Annotated in this window: 22 protein-coding genes and 1 pseudogene; 14 read left to right on the top strand and 9 right to left on the bottom strand. The window is 41.6% G+C overall.

Annotation, left to right across the window (positions count from 1 at the left end; genetic code table 11):
• A partial coding sequence (locus tag G563_RS38300; protein ID WP_211235283.1) for a hypothetical protein occupies positions 1 to 274 on the bottom strand: 274 nt, incomplete at its 3' end.
• 519 nt (positions 275 to 793) lie between these two features.
• Here G563_RS38300 and G563_RS0129815 point away from each other — a divergent pair.
• Positions 794 to 1063: pseudogene (locus G563_RS0129815) on the top strand (peptidase C39); the annotation flags it as partial.
• 155 nt (positions 1064 to 1218) lie between these two features.
• Positions 1219 to 2859 carry an ABC-F family ATP-binding cassette domain-containing protein gene (locus G563_RS0129810; protein WP_028668558.1) on the top strand — a complete coding sequence of 547 codons (1641 nt, stop codon included), beginning with the start codon at positions 1219 to 1221 and terminating at the stop codon, positions 2857 to 2859.
• A gap of 169 nt (positions 2860 to 3028) precedes the next feature.
• Here G563_RS0129810 and G563_RS0129805 read toward each other — a convergent pair whose 3' ends face one another.
• Positions 3029 to 3844, bottom strand: a complete 816-nt coding sequence (locus G563_RS0129805) for a carboxypeptidase regulatory-like domain-containing protein (RefSeq protein WP_028668557.1) — start codon at positions 3842 to 3844, stop codon at positions 3029 to 3031.
• Between the two features lie 37 nt (positions 3845 to 3881).
• Positions 3882 to 4748 carry a carboxypeptidase-like regulatory domain-containing protein gene (locus G563_RS37370; RefSeq protein ID WP_051211287.1) on the bottom strand — a complete coding sequence of 289 codons (867 nt, stop codon included), beginning with the start codon at positions 4746 to 4748 and terminating at the stop codon, positions 3882 to 3884.
• A gap of 499 nt (positions 4749 to 5247) precedes the next feature.
• Here G563_RS37370 and G563_RS0129790 point away from each other — a divergent pair, with 499 nt between their 5' ends.
• The 8 genes from G563_RS0129790 to G563_RS0129755 all read left to right on the top strand — a co-directional run bounded on the left by G563_RS0129790 (position 5248) and on the right by G563_RS0129755 (position 14345).
• Entirely contained in the window at positions 5248 to 6273 is a 1026-nt protein-coding gene (locus tag G563_RS0129790) for a glutamine synthetase beta-grasp domain-containing protein (protein ID WP_028668556.1), read from the top strand.
• A 200-nt stretch (positions 6274 to 6473) separates the two neighbouring features.
• Positions 6474 to 6842: a sugar 3,4-ketoisomerase gene (locus tag G563_RS0129785; protein WP_028668555.1), complete on the top strand. Its 369-nt coding sequence runs from the start codon at positions 6474 to 6476 to the stop codon at positions 6840 to 6842.
• Positions 6839 to 7966 carry a DegT/DnrJ/EryC1/StrS family aminotransferase gene (locus G563_RS0129780; RefSeq protein ID WP_028668554.1) on the top strand — a complete coding sequence of 376 codons (1128 nt, stop codon included), beginning with the start codon at positions 6839 to 6841 and terminating at the stop codon, positions 7964 to 7966. The genes G563_RS0129785 and G563_RS0129780 overlap by 4 nt, the downstream gene beginning before the upstream one ends.
• Entirely contained in the window at positions 7935 to 8858 is a 924-nt protein-coding gene (locus G563_RS0129775; RefSeq protein ID WP_028668553.1) for a glycosyltransferase family 2 protein, read from the top strand. The genes G563_RS0129780 and G563_RS0129775 overlap by 32 nt, the downstream gene beginning before the upstream one ends.
• Before the next feature lie 55 nt (positions 8859 to 8913).
• Positions 8914 to 9678, top strand: coding sequence for a class I SAM-dependent DNA methyltransferase (locus G563_RS0129770; protein WP_028668552.1), 765 nt, complete (start codon positions 8914 to 8916; stop codon positions 9676 to 9678).
• Positions 9679 to 9680: 2 nt separating this feature from the next.
• Positions 9681 to 11228, top strand: a complete 1548-nt coding sequence (locus G563_RS0129765; protein ID WP_037328534.1) for a hypothetical protein — start codon at positions 9681 to 9683, stop codon at positions 11226 to 11228.
• Positions 11229 to 11336: 108 nt separating this feature from the next.
• Positions 11337 to 12407 (top strand): M42 family metallopeptidase, encoded by a 1071-nt coding sequence (locus tag G563_RS0129760; RefSeq protein ID WP_028668550.1) that lies wholly within the window; start codon positions 11337 to 11339, stop codon positions 12405 to 12407.
• Positions 12408 to 12605: 198 nt separating this feature from the next.
• Positions 12606 to 14345, top strand: a complete 1740-nt coding sequence (locus G563_RS0129755) for a DUF885 family protein (protein WP_028668549.1) — start codon at positions 12606 to 12608, stop codon at positions 14343 to 14345.
• A 128-nt stretch (positions 14346 to 14473) separates the two neighbouring features.
• Here G563_RS0129755 and G563_RS0129750 read toward each other — a convergent pair whose 3' ends face one another.
• The 3 genes from G563_RS0129750 to G563_RS0129740 all read right to left on the bottom strand — a co-directional run bounded on the left by G563_RS0129750 (position 14474) and on the right by G563_RS0129740 (position 18394).
• Complete coding sequence (locus G563_RS0129750; RefSeq protein ID WP_028668548.1) at positions 14474 to 15094, bottom strand: response regulator; 621 nt, start codon at positions 15092 to 15094, stop codon at positions 14474 to 14476.
• Between the two features lies 1 nt (position 15095).
• The gene (locus G563_RS0129745; protein WP_169579823.1) at positions 15096 to 16907 is read right to left on the bottom strand and encodes a sensor histidine kinase; all 1812 of its coding nucleotides are present in this window, start codon (positions 16905 to 16907) and stop codon (positions 15096 to 15098) included.
• A gap of 182 nt (positions 16908 to 17089) precedes the next feature.
• Complete coding sequence (locus G563_RS0129740; RefSeq protein WP_028668546.1) at positions 17090 to 18394, bottom strand: Gfo/Idh/MocA family protein; 1305 nt, start codon at positions 18392 to 18394, stop codon at positions 17090 to 17092.
• Positions 18395 to 18500: 106 nt separating this feature from the next.
• On the opposite strand from G563_RS0129740, the gene G563_RS0129735 reads away from it, so the two are divergent.
• Entirely contained in the window at positions 18501 to 20759 is a 2259-nt protein-coding gene (locus G563_RS0129735; RefSeq protein WP_028668545.1) for a sensor histidine kinase, read from the top strand.
• Positions 20760 to 20818: 59 nt separating this feature from the next.
• Positions 20819 to 21457 (top strand): response regulator transcription factor, encoded by a 639-nt coding sequence (locus G563_RS0129730; RefSeq protein ID WP_229598586.1) that lies wholly within the window; start codon positions 20819 to 20821, stop codon positions 21455 to 21457.
• A gap of 23 nt (positions 21458 to 21480) precedes the next feature.
• Here G563_RS0129730 and G563_RS0129725 read toward each other — a convergent pair whose 3' ends face one another.
• Positions 21481 to 22227 (bottom strand): DUF3575 domain-containing protein, encoded by a 747-nt coding sequence (locus G563_RS0129725; protein ID WP_037328533.1) that lies wholly within the window; start codon positions 22225 to 22227, stop codon positions 21481 to 21483.
• A 123-nt stretch (positions 22228 to 22350) separates the two neighbouring features.
• Between G563_RS0129725 and G563_RS0129720 the strand changes: the two genes are divergently transcribed.
• Positions 22351 to 22749, top strand: a complete 399-nt coding sequence (locus tag G563_RS0129720; protein WP_028668542.1) for a hypothetical protein — start codon at positions 22351 to 22353, stop codon at positions 22747 to 22749.
• Between the two features lie 217 nt (positions 22750 to 22966).
• Here the strand turns inward: G563_RS0129720 and G563_RS0129715 are convergent, their stop codons facing one another.
• Together G563_RS0129715 and G563_RS0129710 are read right to left on the bottom strand one after the other, a co-directional pair.
• Positions 22967 to 23800: a ferritin-like domain-containing protein gene (locus G563_RS0129715; protein WP_028668541.1), complete on the bottom strand. Its 834-nt coding sequence runs from the start codon at positions 23798 to 23800 to the stop codon at positions 22967 to 22969.
• A gap of 15 nt (positions 23801 to 23815) precedes the next feature.
• Entirely contained in the window at positions 23816 to 24514 is a 699-nt protein-coding gene (locus tag G563_RS0129710; protein WP_028668540.1) for a ferritin-like domain-containing protein, read from the bottom strand.
• Positions 24515 to 24751: 237 nt separating this feature from the next.
• Here G563_RS0129710 and G563_RS0129705 point away from each other — a divergent pair, with 237 nt between their 5' ends.
• Positions 24752 to 25048, top strand: coding sequence for a hypothetical protein (locus tag G563_RS0129705; RefSeq protein WP_028668539.1), 297 nt, complete (start codon positions 24752 to 24754; stop codon positions 25046 to 25048).
• Positions 25049 to 25062 lie beyond the last annotated feature (14 nt).

Raw genomic sequence — 25062 nt, 5'->3', positions numbered from 1 at the left:
CGGTAGCTCTTCCGATGCCAAAACTAATAGCAAGAACATCATAAGTAGTCGCTACTTTATAATGATATAATAAAAAAAACAAAGCTTCTTTTGAGTTTTGAAATATACTATTGTTACCAAACCCATTAGGAAATCCTGATAGAACTGTTGGAGTATAATAACAAGAAAACTTTTCAGATAACCTATTAAACTCCTCTTTACTAAGGCCTGTTGTAGCTCGAAAATCTCTATCAGATTTTATATTACTAAATATACTAATTCTTTGTGATTTCATAATAACTTATTAAAATGTTAATTACCGCAAATATATCATAAAATATTGATTATCAGCAAAAGAACAAGTCTATTGATACGTCTGGGTTACACCAATTTATCAATATTTCTAGCTCAGAATCATCTATTTATAAACAAAAAGGAGATAAGTGCATTTTTTTTATAGATAAAAAAGTATACACTTATCTCCCCGATTCTTTTAAGAAGAAATTAGGAGACAGGAAAAAATCTATTTTTTTCAGAGATGATTCTAACCGTTTTCACTTCAATCAAGAAATTAGCAGCCAAGACAGTTTATTTCTTGTAAATTTTTTGCAAAAAAAACCAAAATACAATTTTATTGTAGTAGTACACTAATTTTCAATAAACAAGTTCAGCAGCATTTGATGATTTAGTCTCGAAAACAAGAGGGATTACAGACCAAATCGGTCTAATAATCGAAAACATAAACCGCCTATGAAGATATTATACAAACCGCAAAATACTATAAATCAGACACTTAAAGTTTAACTAAACGACATTGTACATTGGCGATTATAATATACAATACATTGACAACGGTAGTTTGCGCCAAATAGTGAGCGTAGTTCCCCAACAAATAGACCTTTTTGCTGGAACAGTTATTGAAAATATTGCCGTGGGTGAATTTGAACCAGACATGCAAAAGCTTGTTTTTTATTGTAATCTGCTAGGAATTACTGATTTTATTGCAAAACTACCCGACGGTTTTCAAACCATGCTTGGCGAACGAGGTGCAAATTTATCAGGTGGACAGAGGCAGCGATTGGCCACTATCTAAAATTTTGGAAACAGCAAAATGGAAATATGGTAGCATTGAATCATTACTAAAAATATATTCTACTAGCTCACTCCTTTACCCAACACCACTTCTTTGATAACACCCCTCCTTCCCCTTATCTTTGCAGCTCATTATAACCTTGCTTAATGATTTCTGTAGATAACGTAACCGTAGAGTTTGGGGGAAGGGCGCTATTTAGCGATGTCACTTTCAACATCAACGAAAAAGATAGAATCGCCCTTATGGGCAAAAATGGCGCAGGAAAATCCACCTTGCTCAAAATCATCGCCGGTGCCGACAAGCCCACCCGTGGCAAAATCTCCGCTCCCAACGACGCTGTCATTGCGTATTTACCTCAGCATTTGCTGACCAAAGATGATTCGACGGTATTTGAGGAAACATCCAAGGCTTTTGCTGAGGCACAGGAAATGAAAACTGAACTCGATGCCCTCAATCATCAGCTCGAAACCCGTACCGATTACGAATCGGACGAATACATGACGATTATCGAGCGGGTATCAGAACTAAGCGAAAAATTTTATTCCACCGAAGAAGTCAACTACGACGCAGAGGTAGAAAAAACCCTTTTGGGATTGGGCTTTTTGCGAACCGATTTTGCCCGCAAAACCAGTGAGTTTAGCGGAGGCTGGCGGATGCGGATTGAGCTAGCCAAGATTCTCCTGAAAACTCCAGACTTGATTTTGCTCGATGAGCCTACCAACCACCTCGATATTGAGTCAATTCAATGGCTTGAAGAGTTTTTGGTCAATACCGCCAAGTCGGTGATTGTTATCTCCCACGACCGGGCTTTTGTGGACAATATCACCAACCGCACCATCGAAATCACCATGGGGCGTATCTATGATTATAAGGTAAACTATTCGCATTATTTACAACTCCGCAAAGAGCGCCTTGAGCAGCAACAAAAGCAGTACAACGACCAACAAAAAATGATTGCCGAAACGACCGAATTTATCGAACGTTTCAAGGGCACTTATTCTAAGACGTTGCAGGTGCAGTCGCGGGTCAAAATGCTGGAGAAACTCGAAATCGTAGAAGTAGATGAAGTGGATACTTCCGCCCTGAATCTGAAATTCCCACCAGCACCTCGTTCGGGCAATTATCCCGTGATTGTGGAACAATTGAGCAAGTCGTATGGCGACCATTTGGTGTTCAAAGACGTGAGTATTACCATTGAGCGCGGTCAAAAAGTGGCTTTTGTGGGTAAAAATGGTGAAGGAAAATCTACCCTTGTCAAAGCCATCATGGGCGAAATCGACTATCAGGGTAGCATGAAATTAGGCCACAATTCGATGATTGGGTATTTTGCCCAAAACCAAGCTTCGTTGCTAGATGGTGAGCTTTCCGTTTTTCAAACCATCGACAACATCGCCGTGGGCGAGATTCGCACCAAAATCAAGGACATTTTGGGGGCATTTATGTTTAGCGGTGAAAGCATCAACAAGAAAGTAAATGTATTGTCGGGAGGTGAACGTACGCGTTTGGCGATGATTAAACTGCTGCTCGAACCCGTCAACCTACTTATTTTGGATGAGCCTACCAATCACCTCGACCTCAAAACCAAAGATATTTTGAAAGACGCCCTCAAGGCTTTTGATGGTACTATCATTTTGATTTCGCACGACCGCGACTTTCTTGACGGATTGGCCGAAAAAGTTTTTGAATTTGGGAATCAGCGCGTAAAAGAGCACTTGGAAGACATCAATGGATTCTTGCGCAACAAAAAAATGGAAAATCTTCGGGAAATCGAGCGAAAAGCCAAATAAACATTTCCAAATCACTGAAACTGAGGTGGCTATTTTCTAAATAGCCACCTCAGTTTCAGATGAACAAAAATCGGAAGCTTACACAAAGCCTCCGATTTTGAGTCAACTCCTAACCTGTATTAACTAACCTAATACATTATCTTTCAATTACACTCTGTGATAGTAGTATTTACGGCATTTTTATACCATTAGAAAGTCGCGACTTATCCGAAAGCGTCGGAAAAATCTGTACATTGCTTGAAGGGTCGCTGTAAGTACTCGTTGATGTAAATCCGTATGCGTTGGCATATAAGTTTTGGGCTGCAAAACGACTCAGCGAATTGATGACGGGCAATATATAATCGAAGTTTCCATTAATAGCCGTAGCAAAATAATACTGCTGATACTGCAGACCACTAACCTTATCGTTTGTATCCAGAAAAATTATGACCCTTCGGCTATCTGTAGTGACCGGGGTAATAGTACCTTTAAAACGTACCACATCCTGACCATTTTGTTTTTCGAGTGAAATAGCAAAAGACGTAACTTCGGTGGTGGATTTGAGCCCCAGCGTAGTTCCCCCCGCAATTGTCTCTAAGGGACCACCTACATGCTGCCGCGAGATGATTCTCACTTCTCCAAAACCATTTCGATTTAGTCTGAGATTGTAAGTGCCTTGAGGTACATTGACAAATCTATATTTGCCCAACTCATCGGTTTTCACGTTGATATTAGTACCATCTATAGCTACAGTGACCCCCGACCGATCACTCACCACTGAGCCTGATTCATTAAAAAGCGTGACTTCTCCCACAATATCTCCCGTACGAATTGGCTCTGCGGGGCCTTGTACTCCTATCGGTCCAGCAGGCCCAGTAGGCCCTTGGACTCCAGTAGGGCCAGGGTCGCCAGTAGGACCTTTGGGTCCTATAGCACCCTCTTTACAGGCAACTAAAATCCCAATCCAGCATATACTAATAGCTATATACGCAATTATCTTTTTCATTTTAATACAGTTTTAATGATGAAAACCAATCACGCATTTAGGGTAATACAAAAGCAGGAACTAACACTTTACTAGCAGTATTGTATCCACTAAAGGTATTTTTACCCGTAACATAGTTATAACCCGAACTAGGGTAATTTGATGCCCCATACAATGCGACATACATTTTGTCACCCGTTTTAAACCCTAGTTGTTTTACCCAGTCATACTGCGCTCCCACATAAAAAACCACCTCGCCTGTTTCGCTCAAAGTGTAGACAGCAGCATATTCATAATTGTCGGCCGAGACTTTGTCATCCTTTCCTACTACTATAAGCACAGATCGATATTTACTTTGCGAGTATACAGAGGCCGTGCCCTTAATAGGTATTTCTATAAAACTAGGATTGGGAGCATAGGGTCGTGCCGTTATGTTTTGTGCAATTGTTGTAGTCGAGTTTTGAAAAGTGATATTGGTTCCTAAAACATTAGGCGCATCGCCCCCTACGTGTGTTACTCCAAAGCGAGATACTGTAGCATAGCCCGCTTTTTCAAAAATCAAATTATAAGTACCCGCCTTTACACCTTTGATGGTATACAATCCTTTGGCATCGGTAGTAGTCGTAAGTACGGGGCTAGTGCCTTGCACTGTTACTTTAAAGCCTGACAACTCTAGAGCACTATTATAGTTATTAAATTCGTCGTAGGGCTGTAAGCCTCCTGCCATATCGCCTGTTAATGACGACGAGGGTCCTACAGGGCCGGGAGGACCTTGGGGGCCAACTGGGCCCTGAATTCCTTGAGGACCAGCTGGTCCAGTATCACCTTTAGGCCCCATAGGACCTTGGGGGCCTTCACATGCCCCTAGTCCAAGCAACAGCAATGCACCGATCACCAACGATACACGCGAGTACACTTTTTTCATGATGTTTGAGAATGTTTTGTAGGATAAACTCATTTAAGTTTTTCGTAATGAATAACGGCTACAAAGGTCATTTAGAACTTGAAAGCATTCAATGGGAAAAATACGTTAGTTGGTCGGTGTTTTTTCCCATGTAGAGAAGTACAAAACACCCTTTCTCATAGAATTATACTACAATCTACCTAAATAGACAGACTTTTTCATTAACCAAACTTTTGCTTATTTCACTATTCATAGCTATTTTTACTATTATTTTTAATATTACTTTCTCCATATTTTACCTTTTTAATCCAAAAGCTTACAAATTTCAATACATCTTGAATTAGTACAAAAAATTATCATATTTATATAATAAACCGTCAATTTGTTGTATAAAAAATGGCCAATGTTAAAAAATATAAAATTTTATTTGGTGATTCCATAAAAACACCTTAATTTTGAATCCGTAAAAAGTACAACAACTACAAAAGATTTATTCAACCACCTAAAAATTATACTGTCAATGGCAAAGGCTAAATTGGAATACATCTGGTTAGACGGCTACAAGCCCACCCAAAGTTTGCGTAGTAAGACCAAAATTGAGAACAACTTCTCTGGAAAATTGGAAGATTGCGACATGTGGTCATTTGATGGTTCGTCAACTGAGCAAGCGCCAGGCGGGTCTTCAGACTGTTTGTTGAAACCAGTATATATCGTTTCAGATCCAGAACGTTCTAAATTGGGTACCCCTGCTTACTTGGTGATGTGCGAAGTGTTGAATTCAGATGGCACTCCTCATGAGTCTAATGGCCGTGCTACTATTGATGATGATGACAATGATTTTTGGTTTGGTTTTGAGCAAGAGTATTTCTTGTGGAACCTTGAAACTAACAAACCGCTTGGCTTCCCTGCCAATGGCTACCCTGCCCCTCAAGGTCCATACTACTGCTCAGTAGGTGCAAAAAATGCCTTCGGACGTGATATTATCGAAGAGCACCTTGAATATTGCCTCCAAGCTGGCCTCAACGTAGAAGGTATCAATGCTGAGGTAGCTGCCGGTCAGTGGGAATTCCAAATTTTTGCTAAAGGTGCCCAAGAAGCTGGCGACCAAATCTGGATTGCCCGCTATATGTTGGAGCGCATCGGCGAAAAATACGGCGTAGGTATCAACTGGCACTGCAAGCCTCTTGGAGCTACCGACTGGAATGGCTCAGGTATGCACGCCAACTTCTCAAATACTGTACTTCGCACAGCTGGTAACAAAGAAGCTTATGACAAAATCTGCCAAGCTTTTGCTCCAGTGGTAGCTGAACACATCGCAGTATATGGCGCTGACAACCACCTCCGTTTGACCGGAAAACACGAAACACAATCTATCGACCAGTTCTCTTATGGAGTTTCTGACCGTGGAGCCTCTATCCGTATTCCTATTGCAGCTGTACAAAAAGGCTGGAAAGGATGGTTAGAAGACCGCCGTCCAAACTCAGCGGCTGATCCTTATAAAGTGGCAGCTCGCATCATTAAGACTGTCAAAGCTGTTAAAATCTGATTTTTGGAATACATAGCACTAAAAAACCCCGTTTCTGACGGGGTTTTTTGTTTTATTGAACTTTTAGATTATAATAAAGTCTATTATTTTTCGTTTAAGCTTTCCAAAAAAAAGACATCCAGAACGGGTTTTTTGAAAAAAATACGTTTATTTACGGTCAAAAGCCTAACAGCATCTTTAATTCCGTTTCTTTACCCGTTATGCCTCAACTCATTGAACTCAACACCTACGGCTCAACCGAAGGAAAACTTACCGTATTTGAAAAAATTTTACCCGGCGATATTAAGCGTGCCTTTTACATCTATGGTGTTCCAGAAGAGCAAGAACGCGCCAAACATGGTCATTATACTACTTGGAATGCTCTTATTCCTGTTGCGGGAAGTTGCCGTATCACAGTTACCACTACTGACAAGACCGAACATACGTTTCTGCTGAATCAACCTACTCAATGCTTGATTTTGCAACCAGGTGATTGGCACATCATGGATCAGTTTTCAAAGGATGCCATTTTACTAGTGCTCTCAAACCAGTATTATGATAAAAACGATTACATCACCGAAAAACCATGATACCACATCTAGATCTTCAGCGTGTCAATCAACCTTATCAAGCACAAATTGAGGAAGCTATTCAGCGCGTGGCTAGGTCGGGGTGGTATGTACTGGGAAAAGAAGTTGCTACTTTTGAGCAAAACTGGGCGGCTTATTGTGGCGTTAACCATTGTGTGGGTGTAGCCAATGGTCTTAATGCTTTGGAACTGATTTTCAAAGCATTTGAATTTCCTAAAAATAGCGAAGTAATCGTACCCGCCAATACTTACATAGCCTCTATTTTGTCAGTAACTAGCTTGGGGCTCAAACCTATCTGGATAGAACCCAACGCCGATACCCTCAATATTGACCCCAATGAAATAGAAAAAAAAATCACGCCTCGTACCAAAGCTATCATGGCCGTCCACTTATATGGCAAATGCTGCGATATGAAGCCTATTTGGGAAATTGCCCAAAAATACAATCTCAAAGTAGTCGAAGATGCCGCCCAAGCACATGGTGCTACCTATGAAGGTCGAAAAGCGGGCGCCCTTTCGGATGCTGCTGCTTTTAGCTTTTATCCTACCAAAAACTTAGGTGCCCTCGGCGATGCAGGTGCTATCACTACCAATGACCCCCTCCTTGCCCGTAAACTCTGTAGCTTACGAAACTACGGCTCTACTATCAAATACTACAACGACGATATCGGTACCAATAGCCGCCTTGATGAAATACAAGCCGCAGTGTTGAATGTAAAACTCAAATATTTAGATACCGAAAACAAACGCCGCCGCGAATTGGCTAGAATTTTTGCGCTAGGTATTCAAAACCCTTCGATTACATTACCTAATCTCGAAACACTCCAGGAAGATGCTTGGCATTTGTTTGTAATACGTCACCCTAAAAGAGAACAATTCATAGATTTTCTGATGGACAATGGCATTCAGGCGACGGTTCATTATCCTGTACCTCCTCACAAACAAAAAGCCTACGAAGCCTACAATCATCTATCGTTGCCTTTGACCGAGAAAATTCATAATGAAGTAGTAAGCCTTCCTCTAAACCCCTCTTTAAGCAACGACGAAGCTGCCTATATAGTCAAAACTGTTAACCAATCTGTGTCTCAAATCTATGCGCCTGTCGATTATTATTCCAGTATATAATAGCGAACAAACAATCGGCAGTTTGGTTGAGCACGTACTACAGACTTTAGGAAATAACGACTTGGAGATTGTTTTGGTCAACGACGGAAGTAGAGACCAATCTGAAAGGGTATGTATTGAACTTGCACAGCGATTTAGCAATGTCAAATTCATTGCCCTCCGTCGCAATTTTGGCGAGTTCAATGCTGTCATGTGCGGGCTCAATCACGCCGAAGGGGACTATGCGGTCATGATTGATGATGATTTTCAAAATCCTCCTTCCGAAATCCTGAAACTGGTACAAACCGCCCAAGAAGGTAATTTCGATGTTGTGTATTCGTATTATACCCAAAAAAAACACTCTCCTTTTAGAAATTTCGGAAGCTGGCTCGTCAATCGTATCACTACTTGGTTATTAGAAAAGCCCTCAGATTTGTATTTATCTAGTTTTAAGCTTATTGCAAAGCCCGTAGTCAAAGAAATAATCAAATACAAAGGGCCTTATCCTTATATCGATGGTTTGATATTCAGGGTCACTCGTCACATAGGGCGTGTAGAAGTATCTCACAACCAACGCCAAGAGGGGCAGTCGGGTTATACACTTCGCAAACTTACCTCTTTGTTCATGACTATCTTGTTTGGCTACTCCCTCAAACCTTTACGGATTTTGACTGGCGTGGGTTTGTTTTCGATAGGACTTTCGGTGGTCGTCAGTTTGATAGATATTGCTCTTTTTGTGATTCATTCCAAATTCTTTTTTCTTAATTCAAACCTAATTATACTGATTTTTTTCGGCGGAGCTATTCTGACAAGCCTAGGGATAGTAGGCGAATATATCGGACGTATTTTTATGGTACAGAGCGGTTTACCCCAATACATCGAAAAATTTGAGGTTTCACAGACCAAGCCCTGAATGTCGTCAATTACTCTTCATCAACTTTATTTTAGAGACTTTATTTTTATTGATTATGATAGGCAAATACGACGAATACGAAAGGATGTTTAATGCCGAGCGGCAACTGTGGTGGTATCGTATTTTGCACCAAAAAGTGAGTCGCATTATCAACAATCATTTTCCTAATCACAAAGACATCGACATATTGGATGCTGGCTGCGGCACGGGTGGCATGCTTGCCCACCTCAAAGACAAGGGTTTCACTCGTATCGAAGGCTTTGATTTTTCTGAAGATGGTGTGCATTTTTCGCAATCAAGGGGATTGGCAGTAGTGCATTTTGACCTTACCAAGGTAACCGACTACCGACCTACCAAAACGTTTGATGTTATTGTTTGTAATGATGTTTTTACGTACTTTGACGATACTACTATCATCAGCATCCTAAGTGCGTTTAAAGAAAAACTCAAGCCGGGAGGTATTTTTATTACCAACAACAACGCCCACCAAGCTTTTGCAGGCATCCACGACGTAGTAGTAGGTGGACAAAAAAGATTTGTAAAAGAAGATATGGAGCGCCTCGCTCAAAAAGCCCAGCTAAGGCTCAAATATGCTACCTATTGGAGTTTTGCTTTAGCACCTTTGATTATGACAGTACGGGCTTGGCAACGCTATCAAATCAAACAAGGCAAAGTTGATTTTTCCAAACAATCGTCTGACGTAGCTGTGCCGCCTGCTTTTATAAATGAACCGCTTTATTGGTTGGTCAAGCTAGAAGAAAAGATTTTAGGACGTGGCCCTTTTGGTAGCTCTATTTTTACGGTCATGTCTTCTCAATAATCATGCTTAACTCCACAACAACTGATACTCGTTGGAATTGGGCTTTCGTAGGCTCACTTTTGATAATGATTATCATAAGATGGTATCATCAAGTCCCAACGGAGTTGGACGTAGATACGAGCACGTGGATAAGTTCGGCTATCAGTACAGCACAATCCCCCCGCCCTTGGTGGACGATTCTCAACTTTTGCGACAGTCGTCCGCTGACTGTACTGCCTTTGGCATTAGTAGAAATGCTCGGCATTAGGGTCACATGGGCTATGGCCGACGGTATCGGTGTTTTGCTGTGGGTAGGTACTTTGATTTTTGTTTTTTTGACTTTTCGGCATTGGTTTTCTGTGGCCAAATCTTTTCTTTTTACGGCTCCTTTGGTCATTTTCCAAGCCACTCATTTATGGTTAGGATTCATGACTTACAACTCCGAACATATTTGCATTTTGATGCTCACTGTGGGTTTTTGGGGATTGACCAAACTCCAAAACAAACCCTCTCATAGCTCGCTTTTTCTGGTTTTTGGGCTATGGCTTGGCTGGATGCCCTTTGCCAAAATTCAAATCGTACCGATGGGGCTGATGCTAGCGGCTTATGCTGCTTGGGAGGTGATTCTGAAATCCCAATGGCGGAGTTTAGTAGCACTTATCGTGGGAGGGATTTTGCCTTTGGTGATTGTCAATGGCGTTTATTATCATTATGACCACATCGAAACTTTTTGGAACGATTATTTTTGGAATTACTACTATTACTCTTTTTCAACCGTCCATTCTGATTTAGAAATTAGCTCGCGTTTTAGTCCTCTTACCATTGGAAAAGCTCTATTTCGCCCTGCTTCTACAAGGATTTTTTGGATGGTACAGATATTACTTGTTTTGATAGGAGGATTCACGTTTTTACGTTCGTTCAAAAAAAACGTTTCACCTGTCCCCATTTCATTTGTATGTTTTTCTCTTGTCTTAGCGGCGGTCAGCCTCTATGCAGTGCTACAAGCTGGTAATCCTTTTGACCATTATTTGTTGCTTTTGTACGTTCCCTGCGTCATAGCGGTCTCGTTCCTATCTTTGTATCTGCCCACAAACACCTTTCGTAAAGCTCACATCACAGGCATCTTATTAATAAGTGTTGAAGGAATAAAAAACATCCTTTTCTTTCCCCAAACCCCTATTCCGACCTTACCTTCTACCGATGCGGCTATTACAAAAGCAATAGAAACTTTATGCCCCAAAAACGAAAAAATGACGATTTGGGGATATGCCGACCGTTTTTTTGTATATACACACAAAGCCGCTGGCAATCGCCTTTCACACGCGTACTGGGTGTATACTGAAAGTCCTTTGCAAGCGTATCGCCAACAGCAATTTATCAAAGACTTGGAAGAAAACCGCCCCATTTTGTTTTTGGATGCTATGGTAGCCAAGGCTACTACTGCGTATCTACCACCAAATGGCAAAGCTCGATATACGCACTTTCCGCTCATTCGAGCCTATATCAATCAGCACTACAAGCTCGTCAAAGAAGTAGAAGGAGTCTGGTTTTTTCAAAGAAAAAATCAATAGAAATACTACAAAATTCGTCATTGATAAACAGGTTTCGGGTGGATTGCTAACTTTGCGTTATCATTAAAGTGAGTATTTTACCGACAACTAATAAAGCATCAGGAATTTATGTCAGACAAGAGCAACGAATTTTTGTACACCTATCTCAACAATGCCTCCCCTACTGGTTTTGAAGCCTCTGGTCAGCAAATTTGGCTAGATTACTTAAAACCCTACATTGACGATTATTTTGTGGATACCTACGGCACAGCTGTGGGAGTCATCAATGAAGGCAAACCTTATAAAGTAGTGATTGAAGCCCACTCTGACGAAATTTCGTGGTTTGTCAATTACATTTCAGACGATGGCTATATTTATGTGATTCGTAATGGTGGCTCCGATGCGGTGATTGCCCCTTCGATGCGGGTCAACCTTCATACCAAAAAAGGCGTAGTCAAAGGCGTATTTGGATGGCCGGCGATTCATGTTCGCGAGCTAGCCAAAGATACTTCTCCCAAAGTTCAAGATTTGACCATCGACGTAGGCGCAAGCAACAAACAAGAAGTGCTCGAAATGGGCATTCATGTGGGGACAGTGGTTACTTTTGTGGATGGGCTTTTTGAAATGAACAACCGCTACTATGTAGGGCGCGCCCTCGACAATCGCATGGGCGGATACATGATAGCCGAAGTAGCACGCCGTTTGGACGAAAACGGTATCAATCTTCCTTTCACTCTTTACATTGTCAATTCGGTACAAGAAGAAATCGGTCTCCGAGGGGCAGAGATGATCGTGCGCCGCCTGAAGCCCGATTTGGCGATTTGTACGGATGTTACGCATGATACCCAATCGCCACTCTACAAAAAGAAAGAACAAGGTGACTTAAAGTGCGGTCACGGCCCTGTACTCTGCTATGGCCCTGCGGTACAAAACAACGTCTTGGATATGATTATCGGGATAGCCGAAGAGAAAAAGATTCCGTTTCAACGCCAAGCTGTAAGTCGCTCCACCGGAACCGACACCGATGCTTTTGCGTATGCCACCGAAGGGGTAGCCTCGGCGTTGATTTCACTTCCTCTCAAATACATGCACACTACCGTCGAGACCGTTCACAAAGACGATGTGCAAAACGTAATCAATCTCATGTACGAAGTACTCATTCAACTCAAAGGAGATGAGGACTTTAGATATATTAAATAGTACCAATTTTCGCCCCCGAATTGGTATTCGGGGGCAATTCTTCACAACCTCTCCAAGTCGCTTAGCCCTATTTGAATCAAATCCCAGAAAATATTATTTTTAACTGATAAAAAGGGAGTTGGGTTTTTATTCCAAAATACACTACTATAAAGAATTTTGGTCTAAATTCACACATTCATTCACAAACTCCCCTTTTCCATGCTTCAAATCAAACATCTGTTGTTGGGTGTGTCACTGTTGAGTAGCTCAGTCACACTAGCCCAGCCCGCTCCCATTAATTCGCTTTATCGACAAACCAGCGATGTACATCATCTGATGACCAACTACGCCGCCGACCGTGGCAGTTTGACGCGTTTTTATGTAGTTGAAAATTCGCCAGAACGTCGCCAACGACTAGAGCAACTCAGCAATGATTATCTGCAACAATTACAGAAAATGGATTTCGACAAAATGCCCGTCGATAGCCAAGTAGATTATGTATTGTTTCAGCGTAATTTGAAGGTGGATTTAGAAGAACTTGCCACTGAAGCCAAAGAAGTGGCCCAAACCCAAGCTTGGTTTCCATTTGCCAATCAAATCTATGCGCTCGAAAAAACCAGACGTAGAGGAGCTTCGGTGAGTGGCGAACAAATCGCTAGTGAGCTAAATGCGCTCAGTAAAGAGATTTTGGAAGCACGTAAAGCCGTCGAGAAATTGGACAAAATGGATCCTTCACTTGCCGAAAGAGCCGCCGGTACAGCCAATGGACTCAAATCTGCCCTTAGAAGTGTGTTTGAATTTTATAGCTCTTATGATCCCAACTTTACATGGTGGGTACCAGAGCCTTACAAAAAAGTAGATACGTTGCTCGCTTCTTACGCTAGTCTTTTTACTAAAAAAGCCAAAGTGGCTACTCCCAAAAAAGACGATGGTAGTGGCATCGACGGGGTAGCCGTAGGGCGAGCCGAGCTCATTCGTCAATTGGAATTTGAGTTTATTTCTTATACTCCCGAACAACTCATCGAAATCGCCAACAAAGAATTTGCGTGGTGCGACCGTGAGCTACTTAAAGCTTCGCGCGAAATGGGATTTGGCGATGATTGGAAAAAAGCCCAAGAAAAGGTCAAAAATTCGATGGTGCCCGTCGGCAAACAACCCGAAATGATTTTGAGGCTATATAACGAATCGGTATCTTTTTTGAAACAAAAAGACTTAATCACCATTCCGCCTATCGCCGAAGAAACTTGGCGCATGGCCATGATGTCGGCTGAGCGTCAGAAATTTAGCCCTTTCTTCTTGGGAGGCGAAACCATCTTGATTTCGTATCCTACCGAGGCCATGTCGCACGAAGACAAATTGATGAGTATGCGCGGTAACAACCCTCATTTTTCGCGTGCTACGGTGCATCACGAACTCATTGCAGGGCATCATCTCCAAGGATTTATGAACAACCGCTACAAAACCTATCGCCGCTTCCGAACTCCTTTCTGGACCGAAGGCTGGGCATTGTATTGGGAGATGATTTTGTGGGATATGAACTTTCCCCAATCACCCGAAGACCGCGTGGGCATGTTGTTTTGGCGTATGCACCGCTGCGCTCGTATTATATTCTCGCTCAACTACCACCTAGGCCAATGGACGCCTCAACAATGCATCGACTTTTTGGTAGATCGCGTAGGCCATGAGCGTGCCAATGCTGAAGGAGAAGTGAGGCGGTCTTTTGTGGGCGGCTATCCACCGCTTTATCAGCTTGCGTATATGACAGGCGCGTTCCAATTTTATGCCCTCAAAAAAGAATTAGTGGACAGTAAAAAAATGACCTACAAACAGTTTCATGATGCTATCATGCAACAAAACTCCATGCCCGTGGATATGGTGCGGGCGATTATGACCAACAAGAAACTGAGTCGTGATTATAAATCAGATTGGAAGTTTTATGTCCCTCCCGTATTAAAGTAGCAGCAGGGCTTGCCTCTGCTGTCTATACATTTAGATGACTACAAATAATTAAGCTCCTCCGAGGTTAATTTTAAGGCATTTAATTTAAGAGCCAAAGCGCAGCTAGCTGGGTCTTGGCTCTTAATTTTTTATAACCCATTTTTATTGGCAAATTCTACCAATTCAACCACATTTTTAACACCCAGTTTATAATAAATATTTTTTCGGTGAGATTTGACTGTTTCTTCCGCCATAAAAAGTTCTTCGGCAATTTGGGTATTTGAGATTCCTCGTTTAATCATTTTAATAATTTCTACCTCGCGAGGCGTAAGTGAATACGTTTTCACAAAATAATCATCGTGATGAAGATTGGAGCGTAAATCTTGAAATTTAGAATCAAAGTACTGACTACCTGCTAATACTTTTTGAATGCCTATTATCAGCTCTCTTTTTGTAGAATGTTTCAGCAAATAACCGTCGATATTAAGCTGTTTTGCTTGCTCTACAAAACGCGGTTCGCTGTACATTGAAAGAAAAATTATTTTGAGGGCTGGAAAAGAATGTTTTAGATTTTTAGCCAAATCTAAGCCATTGATAGTAGGCAAATTAATATCGAGTAATACAACATCAGGATTTTTAGATTGTATTTCATGTAATACATTTTTGCCATCATAAACTTGCCCAATGATATGATAATCATCTTGCAACAATTGGCGAATACCTTCATTAAAAAGGGTGTGATCGTCAACAATTAGTATTTTGGGTTGCATTTTATGCACTTAAAACGGGATAAGGTAGTTCTACAATAACAGTCGTCCCTCTATCACGACTAGAATCAATAAACAAATGAGCTTTCAAAAATTCGGTTCTTGAAGATATATTTTTCAACCCTATTCCCCAAGTATTTTGTTCGGTTTTGATACCTGTTCCGTTATCTTCTACCGATACATGTAAGTAATCCACATGAAAAATCATTTGAACAACGGCTTTTGTGGCCTTTGAATGCTTGACTACATTGTTGAGTAGTTCGGCTATGATTCGGTATAAATTCAGCTCATATTCTTGAGAAAAACGAAACTCCGAACCAAAAACGATGTAGGTAAATTCAATTTTTGACGCGTTTTGGAGGCGTTCTATCGTGAAGCGAATGGCGCGCGACAGCCCCTCTTTTGCCAACTCAGGAGGAAGCAAATTTCGTGAAACGCTACGAAGGTCTTCGATGGCTTTATCAATTAAATCAAGTACTTCGGCCTGAGGAGCATCGACCGCCACTCTCCATTTTAGCGCCGACAGTGTACCTCCTAAATCATCGTGCAAATCTTGGGCGAGGCGTTGGCGTTCGGCTTCTTGAGTCTGTATAATCTGCTTAGCAATTGTATTTTGGGTTTCAGAGAGTTGAAGAGCTAATTTGTTGTTATGTTCCTTATATGAATTATATCGCACGGTTAAGCCTAGGGTCAAAGTCACGACCTCCAATAAATTGCCTAACATGACAAAATCAGATGAACGCAGCCAAGGGATTTCGTATACCACCGATAATACATAAAGAATGGCTCCCACTATAAAAAAAGAGATAGATACCGCATAAATTTTTACAAGAGGATTGTTTTTTTTGAATTGCTCCCAAATCACTAAAATTATTAATAGGGCAGCGATTCCGATAATCCATAGTAATACATATCGATAAGCCACTATCAGCCATCCAGGGTAATGAATTATTTTAATAAATAAAAAGGGGAAACTTAGCACTGCCCATACTGCCAAAAACCAACCGAAATATTGAATAGGTCGAAAAAATTGACTATTTCCTTTAAGTCCCAGAAATTGTGAAAGGAAGAGAAGGTTAGTAGCTGCCCCCAAAATAGCTAATATGCTATTGATAATAGACTGCTGATACGTAAAGTAAGGCCACAGATATTCAAAACCTAAGCCAAAAGCATTGAATACCAAGGTAGCATTACATAATAAATTAAGGATATAATAGAGATGAATTTTATCTTTAAGGTTGAGCCAAAGAAAAACATTAAAAATTAACATAAAAAAAATAGCCCCTACATAAAAAAAGATAAGTAAGTAATCTTGCCGAACATCATAGTAAAACTTCTGCTCTGATTGGAGACTAAATTCGGCATTGAGTTCTTCCCAGCGTTTTTCCAATAAAATAAGGATCTCCGCTGCTTCATTAGGACTCACAGAAAGGGAAAAACAAAAATCACTTACTAAAATAGGGCGTTGCATAAAGGGATACGCATCTCCCGTAAAGGCTAAGGTATCTAGATGATTAGAGGTTTTCTTAAACGCCTGAAAATGATGCAAGTCATGACGTTTAAACCTGAATACAACGGTTCGACTAATGGAGTCGTTTTGAACTCGAAAATGCAACCAGTAAATTTTGTTCAAAGCCTTCTCCCCAAAATACGACTTGGGCAGCATGATACCACGCCCTTGCTCTATTTTATCAAACACCTGTGAAGGCTCCAACCAAACGGTATCTTTATAATACCGTACAAATCCTTCCAGAGCGTAGTCATCACGTCCATCTAGCCGAAGTACCGGCTGTCCAAGTAAAGAAAAGGAAAACAAACAACCCACTAAAATTTGGAAGAAACAACGTATCATAGCTCAAATATACCACAAAGAAAACTGAGGTATTTATGATATACCGGAGAAGAAACGGGAGAGCAGCATATTACTTCGGCATCTACCTAAAAGTAATAGGCCTACTCTCCCATAAATGAAGAGGAAATATTATTGATTTACCGCCACTACGCTTTCGGATATTCCCAGCCCTTACGGTAAGGTCTTTCTAGGAGTTTGTTGGCTTCGGGGTCATTTTTGATAATTCCTTTCTCGCCGTCCCATTCTACGCTTCTTCCTGCTTTCATCGAAAGCATCCCTAGCAAAGCCATATTGGTAGAGCGGTAGCCGATTTCGATATCACATACTGAGGGTTTATTTTTCTCAATAGAAGTTAGAAAATCACTCCAAAGATTAGCGATATTTTGCTGGTCGGGCATATCAAGCTTGGCATCTTCATGAATAACGGGCTTTTTGGAATCTACCGGATAGAAAGTCCAGCCGTCGAGCCATCCCATATGAAAAGTCCCTTCGGTACCATAAAAATAACAGCCTACAGCTTGTTGGGGATGGGTTTTTTCGGCGTTATTGCCCGCAAACTGCCGATGCTCCCAAGTAGCCGTAAAGTTTTCAAATTCGTAAGCTACTACCTGATGGTCAGGTGCGTCGGTATTGTCGGTTCGGATGGCTCGCCCACCCGTCGAAAATACTTTACGGGGGTACTTTTCTTCCATTACCCACAGCAATTGGTCGAGCCAATGAATCCCCCAATCGCCCAGTTGACCGTTGGCATAATCCAAGTATTGACGAAAACCCCGTGGGTGAATTTTGGGGTTGAAAGGGCGCAAAGGCGCAGGTCCACACCACATATCCCAATCCAATCCTTTGGGGGTTTCGGCATCGGGCGTAACTTGTCCAGGCCCTCCTCCGTAATTTACAAAGGTACGCACCATGCCTATTTTGCCCACTTTGCCCGAACGAATAAAATCCCGCCCTGAGATATTATGAGGTGAAACCCTCCGGTGAGTTCCTACTTGCACTATTTTTCCATGTTTGCGCGCTGCCGCCACCATTGCCTTTCCTTCGTTGATAGTATGGCTAATGGGCTTTTCGACATACACATGTGCCCCTGCTTCTACGGCAGCGATACAAATCAACGGATGCCAATGGTCAGGGGTAGCCACAATCACAATCTCAGGTTTTTCTTTTGACAAAAGCTCCCGAAAATCCCGATACTGCTTGGGTTTATCACCACTGAGTTTTTCGACCTCCGCCGTAGCTTTTTCCATTTGATTTTGATCCACATCACACATTGCTACCACTTTGGATTGGCCAGCCGCCATGGCTACTCTCAAAATATTCATTCCCCACCATCCCGTACCAATCAAGGCGGTGCGGTATTTGCTAGCCCGAGGAGCAGCAATGCCATAAGGAGAAAAAAGGGTGACAGCTGCGCCAGCAGCAGTATTTTGGATAAAAGAGCGACGATTCATAACCAATTGTTTTTATACCACATAAAGAGCTTGAAGTATCAAAACTCCCCAATTATATAAGCAAAAATATTTAGTACTTTTACTTTATATACAACATTGACAAGTTATGAAAAGACTGAAGCTTCTTTTGTTTGGTATATTTTTAAGCTCTTATCACACCATTGCCCAAACTCTCTCCGATACCGAAGCAAAAACGACATGGAACGAACTTCAAAAACAGCCTCTTACTGAACAATCATTTCGGAAAGCTTGTGACCTCATTCAGGATACTGGAAAAAGCAATTTGAATCTAAGCTATGCTTGGCTAAAAGATTATATCCCTAAAGTACAAGCGGCAGGCCAATGGCAATGGGCTCATATGCTGCTCATGGCTTGGGCACGGGCCAAGGAGTCGTTTGGGGTATTTGATGAATCAGAAATACTTTATCAAAAAACCCTTCGCAATGCGCCTTTGAATTCGGAACAATATCGAGAAGCCTTGGTAGGACTTGTATTTTTATACAATCATTGGGAAAAAGCCGACTCATCAGCCAAATACTTAGCCCTGGGAGAAGCAAGTGCCAGGGCAGCTAATGACCGCGAAAATCTCGCCTTTTTTTATACACTACACGCTGCATATCACATTCCGCCCAATGATGTTAAATCTCGCGAAAACTTTTACCGTCAGGCTATTAAGCTAACCGAAGGACTCAACGACAAAAATGCCGAATTTACGGCTCGCTATAATTTTGTTGTCAATTTTTTGGATGAAAACCCCGCTCAACAAGTAGCAGAAGCGGAAGCATTGCTAGAGCTAGCCAAAGATTCCTCCTTGACGCGACGGCCAAGGTTTTATGAAAGAAGTAATTTTTGGTTTAGAAATCCTATCCCCACACTTTACTTTTATATGCTCCAGCAAAATCTCATTTTGGCCGACAACTCCAACGCTAATCAATTTGCGGATTTATTGAATGAAGTCGTCATTAAGCCCAACCTTATTCCTACTCAAACGCCTTTTTTTACGACCCAAATGGCTTTTACAAAAGCGACAATAGGCCAGTATAAAGAAGCAAAAAACTACTTAAAACAGACCCAAACTTTACTTCAACTCCCCGAAAAAGACATTCCTTTTCCAAACTATTTTACGGCGGCTGGGCTGATAGCAGAGTATGAAAAACGCCCTCAATCGGCACTTTTGTACCATCAGCAAGCACTCGAAAAAGGCAGCACAGCGGCGTTTTATTTTATGCCTGCCCCTTTATACTATGCCCATGCTCTTACTCTTACAGGAGCTTTTGAGAAAGCCAAAAATATACTACAAACCTTTGATACATTGGCACATAGTCGACCTTACTCGGCTACTGGGCTTTATTATTATCAATATTTGGCAGAGTTGGAGAAAGCCCGAGGTCTGTTGCCTCAACATCTCCAACATCTTCAAACTTACCATACCATCAAAGATTCGCTTACCAACCTCAACCGTTATAGAGCTATTCAGCAAGTATTGGCAAAAGTAGGTTTGAGAGAAAAAGAACAACAAGTGGTGAGACTAAACAAAGAAAAAAATGCCCGCGAGCTGCAAATCAAACGCGAACGTCTTTTGTATGGTGCTATCATAAGCACGGCTGTGTTGGCTATTGTTTTTTTGATGCTTTATCTACGCAACCGTCAAATTAGAAATCGTCAAACCTTAGAACTCAAGCAGGCCGAGCTAGAGCAATTGAAAAAACAGCGCCATATTTACCTCATCAAAGGAATCATGGAAGCCGAAGAAAATGAACGCCGCAAAGTGGCCGACCAGCTCCACGACGAAGTCAATTCGTCGCTCGCACTTGTCTCTCTCAATGTATCGTCGGTATTAGAAAAAGGTCTCACCGATGTTCATAGCGAGCCAAAGCTTACCAAAGCCTACGAAGTCTTGGGCAATGTGAGCACTACGATTCGGAATATCAGTCACCGACTCACACCCTTACTCATCGAAAGGTATGGATTTGGTCATGCCGTCCAAGATTTGGCTGATACTGTCAACCTCTCTGGCAAATTACATCTTGATACCCTTGTGATAGGCATCGAAGAAAATCCTCATTACTCTATTTCTTTTCTTCATGATGTTTTTAAAATCATCCAAGAACTTATCCAGAATACCCTCAAACACGCTCAGGCCACTGAAGCATTTGTAGAAGTAGTAGAGCAACCCGACCACACCTTGTCTGTCATGGTTGAAGATAATGGCTTAGGTCTCAAGCCTTTTCCTCCAAGCGAAGGCAAGGGTTTGAGCTCTATCCGAGCTAAAGTAAAATATCTGGGAGGCAAAATAGAGATACAAAATGCCCCTAATGGAGGGACTTTGGTCGTCATCGAGCATTTAGTTCCCCGCTCCGAATAGTTACTACTAACGATTTTTGGATTCGATTAAGAACGAGATATTTGTCAATCACTCTATCCTTGACTCTCAATCTTATGCGTCTATTGCTTGCCGACGACCACCCTCTACTTATCGATGGCTTACTAGCGGTATTGAGAGAGGTACCTCATTTAGAATTACTTCCTCCTGTCAACAACGGTCACCAAGTCATTGATTTTTTACACAAACATCGCGTTGACCTATTGCTGCTTGACCTCAATATGCCCAAAATAGACGGTTTGAGTGCCTTAAAAATTATTCGTCGGGATTTTCCAGAAGTGCGTGTTATTGTGTTTACGAGCTATGATCATCCCGCTTTTGTAAAGGAAGTTCAAGGGCTTGGCGCGGCGGGGTATTTACTCAAAACATCTTCGTCAATACAGCTCAAAGCGGCAGTGGTGGCGGTGATGGAAGGACAAAAATGGTTTCCTAATCTCAAAACCATTGCTCCTCCTAACGAAAAGCTTTTGGATGATTTCAATCATAAATACCAACTCACTCCCCGCGAAATCGAAATCATAACCTTAATTGTACAAGGACTTAGTACTAAACAAATAAGCATTCACCTCTCAGTAAGCGAATTTACCATCAATGCCCACCGTCGCAATATCGCTCGTAAGACAGGAATTGACACCCCTATCGGTTTACTACACTTTGCCAAAGAACAGGGGCTTATTTAAAAGCCCCCCTATTTTGTTTTTTCTCAAAACCGATACGATAAGGCAAGCCCCAATGCTCTTACACCATAATAAGGCCCTTCTAGGAGGGCTTCTATCACGGGCAAGTTGATGCGGTCAGTAGCTGTATATCCAGGCAGCTTAGTACTTGTAATATCTCTTTTTATATTTTGAATATCTTCGGTCGTTAGGCTTTGCCAGAGCGGGTCGTATCCTACAAAATCGGCTTTAACATTGGTGCCATAAAAGGGACCCAACAACCACAAATCTATCCCAATACGCTTTCCTAACATCCATTGATAACCTAGCAAAATACCCGCCCCTCCCGCATTAAACTGCGCCTTCAAATTGGGACGATGTAATACTCCCTTTAAGTCGGTATAAGTATAGTCTTGGTTGATAGTCATATTGATATAACGTACAAAGGGGGCAATATACCACCCTGTGGGAGCATGTCCCGCCAAATAAAATCTATACTCGAAGGTACCAACATATTTGGTAAAAAGAGTAGTATTGATAGCCCTCACGGCGTCGGCATTGTCGCTAAATCTATCTAATAAAGCTTGCTTGAAAGGCAAGGGAGCATTTTGAGAAGTACCCGCCGTAAAAGTAATTGAGCTATTTTTTGTCAAAATTCTCTCATACTGAGCTGTATAATTTTGAAACACAGCACCTGATACATTGAACTTTACTAAAGTTCGGTTTATCAATTCTTGGGCTTTCCCCAAAGTCGCCATCAGCAATAATCCGCTTATTAAAAGTTGTGTTTTCATAAGTTTCTGAACGAGTAATGTTTGATAACCCAAAAGTGTACATTACATCCAGAAACCGAAATAGTTAGAAGCAACTATTCCACAAAGAAACCTCGCCTTACAATTTTGTAAAAACTTATCGCAATGAAAAAAACTATCACTTCATTATTAGCAGGATGCTTACTTATAAGCCTCGCAAATTGTAGTAAGCTCAAAGAAGAAACTACCGCTGAAGGAAACTATCAAGGCACAGCAGTAGACAAAGCTAATGCGTCTAATTCCAAAATACTCCAAATAAATTTGACGAATGCGACCAATCCAGTCACAGGAACTTATACTCTCATAAGTGGAAGTAGTAAAGTAGAAGGTGATGTAAACGGCAGCGGGCTAGGGCTTATTTACACTCTTACGTTAAAGCCTAAAACGTCTGGCATCATCTACACGATAGACGCGACGTGGGACAGAGTTAAAGCACTAAATGGCACAATGAACGGCGTTGAGAATAGTCGCAGTGTCACGTATACTATTGATTTGAGAAAATAATAAAAAATAAGGCCAATACATACATCTCTGTTCGATGTTAATATTGGCCTATCAACCCTTAACAAAGGATAAGAGTTTTTCACAGCGTCGTATAGCAAAGATATATACTAAAGCATCTTACCTCTTTGGTATACTCATTTATCTTTAACTAAAAAGAGACTATTTCAGTTGAAATAGTCTCTTTTTAGTTAATAAGTCGACTAATCTACATGCAATATTATGATGCTAAAAACAAAGTAGCGACTGCGAGCACTTGCTCTTTAGTAAGTGGTTCATCAAATGCTTCGGAGGCAACATTGGCCGAAATACTTCCTAGGCTCGTAATATTTACGCCTCCTTGGGTAGTATTTTCTTCCCCATTGTAGATAGCCTGCACCACTGAGTTGTCAATACCACTTTCTTTTCCTGTAATCCAAGGCTTTACACTAGCTCCATTTGCTTTACGCATTTGGCGGATATGAGAAGCGTGGCGAGCCTCCACCGAATGGATATTGAGCGCTGCGGTAAGGACGGCATTTTGCTTCACGAGATTGCCCGCCTGGCCTTTGTAAGCTCTCACGCCCGTGTCTTCAAGAGCTTGGGCTACTGCCAAAAACAATTGATAATTAGAAAATGCACTTGCAAATGGCCCATTTCCCGTCCCTTGACCTCCTGAAAAATCAAAAGTAGGTTCAGCTACTGGCGTACCACCCGCGCTGGTAATGGCTTGTTTTAGAAAATCAACGTGCGCTTTTTCGTGATTCATAATCGTAGTAATCGCCCCATTGGGTGCACCCGCCGGAATCAACCCTGTACTAGCCAAAGCTTTTTCGTAGAAACGATACTCCAAATACTCCAATGTCAAAGCATAATTGAGTACATCTACTACTGTAGCGGTAGATTGTCCGTAAGCTTTTTGAAACATGCTTCCCATAGCTACTGGTACTGCTGCCATCGAGAGTTTTTTACCTAAATCGGCAAAATCCTTTAATGCTTGACGGCGAGTGTTGAGGCGGTCGCTCATGTCGGGATCGCGCTCTTCAAGAAGATTCAATATTTTTAAGAAATCCATGGCGTTGAAGGAGTTTTAGGCCAATGCGCTGGCGTTGATAGTATTTTTTATAAAAGGAGCTGCGGCCTGCAATACGGCTGCGGGGTCTTTCGACATTTCCAAGCCATTGCTATCTACCACGGTATTGTCGGCAAAAGTACCATTGCTCAACAAATCACGGATATAGGCAGCATGACGCGCCTCTACCGATACAATCTTTCCTGCCAAAGTAAGATAATCAGGTGAAGTAATGAATCTTCCAGCACCATTGTAAGCTGCGACTCCCAAATCTTCAAATGTTTTGGCGGTATTGAGTACGCTCTCTCTACTCCCAAAGTTGATTGAACTAAAATCAACGTCTAGTCCACCAATAGCATTGCTACCTAAAGCGGCTTTGAAAAACTCCCGGTGTGCTACCTCGTGGTCACGAATGTCAGTCAATAGCGCAATTTCATCTGCTGTAATTCCTGAAAACTGCGATTCTATCACTCTAGTGTAAAACGCAGCCTCAAGCTGTTCTAACGCATAAGCATAATTCAGCACGGCAAAATCACCTGTGCCAAGATTTACCTCCCCTACCACTGGTGTGGTATCGTCTTCCTTACAGCCCGTCAAAACGAGAGTTGTGACAGCGGCTGTTCCACCTGCCCATTTTAAGAACGAACGGCGATGCACGCTTTTTACTAGCTCTGGATGACCTCCAAAGAGCGACGGTGTGTTTTTCATGATGTTCATACTACTGATTTGTTAAAAAAATACGTACTAAAACTATTTTTTTACTCTTTGGGATATTTTCATCAAAAAACCTATGCCATTCCCCAAATCAACCCAAAAGCACTTCTACGCTGCCCCAGCCTTTCCTCAAATAGGGAAATGAGATGTTGTTATTTTTCCTCAAATTCCTCAAAAATGTTTTGGAACAAAGTTTTCGACGTATAGTCTTGTCCAACCCCTATAAAACAAATCAGCATTATGAAAAGCAATCAAGAAAACGTAGGTCAAAGAAGCTCTTATTCCAAAAATTTTATTCCTTTATCCACTGCCGAGACATTATCTTACCAAAGACAGTGGCTTCAAGACCGGACCCAGTCTCAAAATCGCCCCAAAAGGCGCAGAAGAAGAATCAGTGGAGAAGATGAGAAGGCTGTGAAAAACGTAGAAATCCAACCTGATAGTTTTGATCACGAAATGGAAGAACCAATGCTAACGCCTTCCGGCTTTCCCGAAAAAATCTCACCTGAAAATACGGCAGTTTTAGAAAATCATTAAAAAAGCGGCGAGGG

Source organism: Runella zeae DSM 19591, from assembly GCF_000423565.1.
GTDB lineage: Bacteria > Bacteroidota > Bacteroidia > Cytophagales > Spirosomataceae > Runella > Runella zeae.
This window is presented reverse-complemented; position numbering and strand designations above follow the sequence as displayed.

Coding starts and splice junctions, on each gene's coding strand:
- G563_RS0129810 (WP_028668558.1), top strand. CDS start 1,219: ATGATTTCTGTAGATAACGTAACCGTAGAGTTTGGGGGAAGGGCGCTA.
- G563_RS0129805 (WP_028668557.1), bottom strand. CDS start 3,844: ATGAAAAAGATAATTGCGTATATAGCTATTAGTATATGCTGGATTGGG.
- G563_RS37370 (WP_051211287.1), bottom strand. CDS start 4,748: ATGAAAAAAGTGTACTCGCGTGTATCGTTGGTGATCGGTGCATTGCTG.
- G563_RS0129790 (WP_028668556.1), top strand. CDS start 5,248: ATGGCAAAGGCTAAATTGGAATACATCTGGTTAGACGGCTACAAGCCC.
- G563_RS0129785 (WP_028668555.1), top strand. CDS start 6,474: ATGCCTCAACTCATTGAACTCAACACCTACGGCTCAACCGAAGGAAAA.
- G563_RS0129780 (WP_028668554.1), top strand. CDS start 6,839: ATGATACCACATCTAGATCTTCAGCGTGTCAATCAACCTTATCAAGCA.
- G563_RS0129775 (WP_028668553.1), top strand. CDS start 7,935: ATGCGCCTGTCGATTATTATTCCAGTATATAATAGCGAACAAACAATC.
- G563_RS0129770 (WP_028668552.1), top strand. CDS start 8,914: ATGATAGGCAAATACGACGAATACGAAAGGATGTTTAATGCCGAGCGG.
- G563_RS0129765 (WP_037328534.1), top strand. CDS start 9,681: ATGCTTAACTCCACAACAACTGATACTCGTTGGAATTGGGCTTTCGTA.
- G563_RS0129760 (WP_028668550.1), top strand. CDS start 11,337: ATGTCAGACAAGAGCAACGAATTTTTGTACACCTATCTCAACAATGCC.
- G563_RS0129755 (WP_028668549.1), top strand. CDS start 12,606: ATGCTTCAAATCAAACATCTGTTGTTGGGTGTGTCACTGTTGAGTAGC.
- G563_RS0129750 (WP_028668548.1), bottom strand. CDS start 15,094: ATGCAACCCAAAATACTAATTGTTGACGATCACACCCTTTTTAATGAA.
- G563_RS0129740 (WP_028668546.1), bottom strand. CDS start 18,394: ATGAATCGTCGCTCTTTTATCCAAAATACTGCTGCTGGCGCAGCTGTC.
- G563_RS0129735 (WP_028668545.1), top strand. CDS start 18,501: ATGAAAAGACTGAAGCTTCTTTTGTTTGGTATATTTTTAAGCTCTTAT.
- G563_RS0129725 (WP_037328533.1), bottom strand. CDS start 22,227: ATGAAAACACAACTTTTAATAAGCGGATTATTGCTGATGGCGACTTTG.
- G563_RS0129720 (WP_028668542.1), top strand. CDS start 22,351: ATGAAAAAAACTATCACTTCATTATTAGCAGGATGCTTACTTATAAGC.
- G563_RS0129715 (WP_028668541.1), bottom strand. CDS start 23,800: ATGGATTTCTTAAAAATATTGAATCTTCTTGAAGAGCGCGATCCCGAC.
- G563_RS0129710 (WP_028668540.1), bottom strand. CDS start 24,514: ATGAACATCATGAAAAACACACCGTCGCTCTTTGGAGGTCATCCAGAG.
- G563_RS0129705 (WP_028668539.1), top strand. CDS start 24,752: ATGAAAAGCAATCAAGAAAACGTAGGTCAAAGAAGCTCTTATTCCAAA.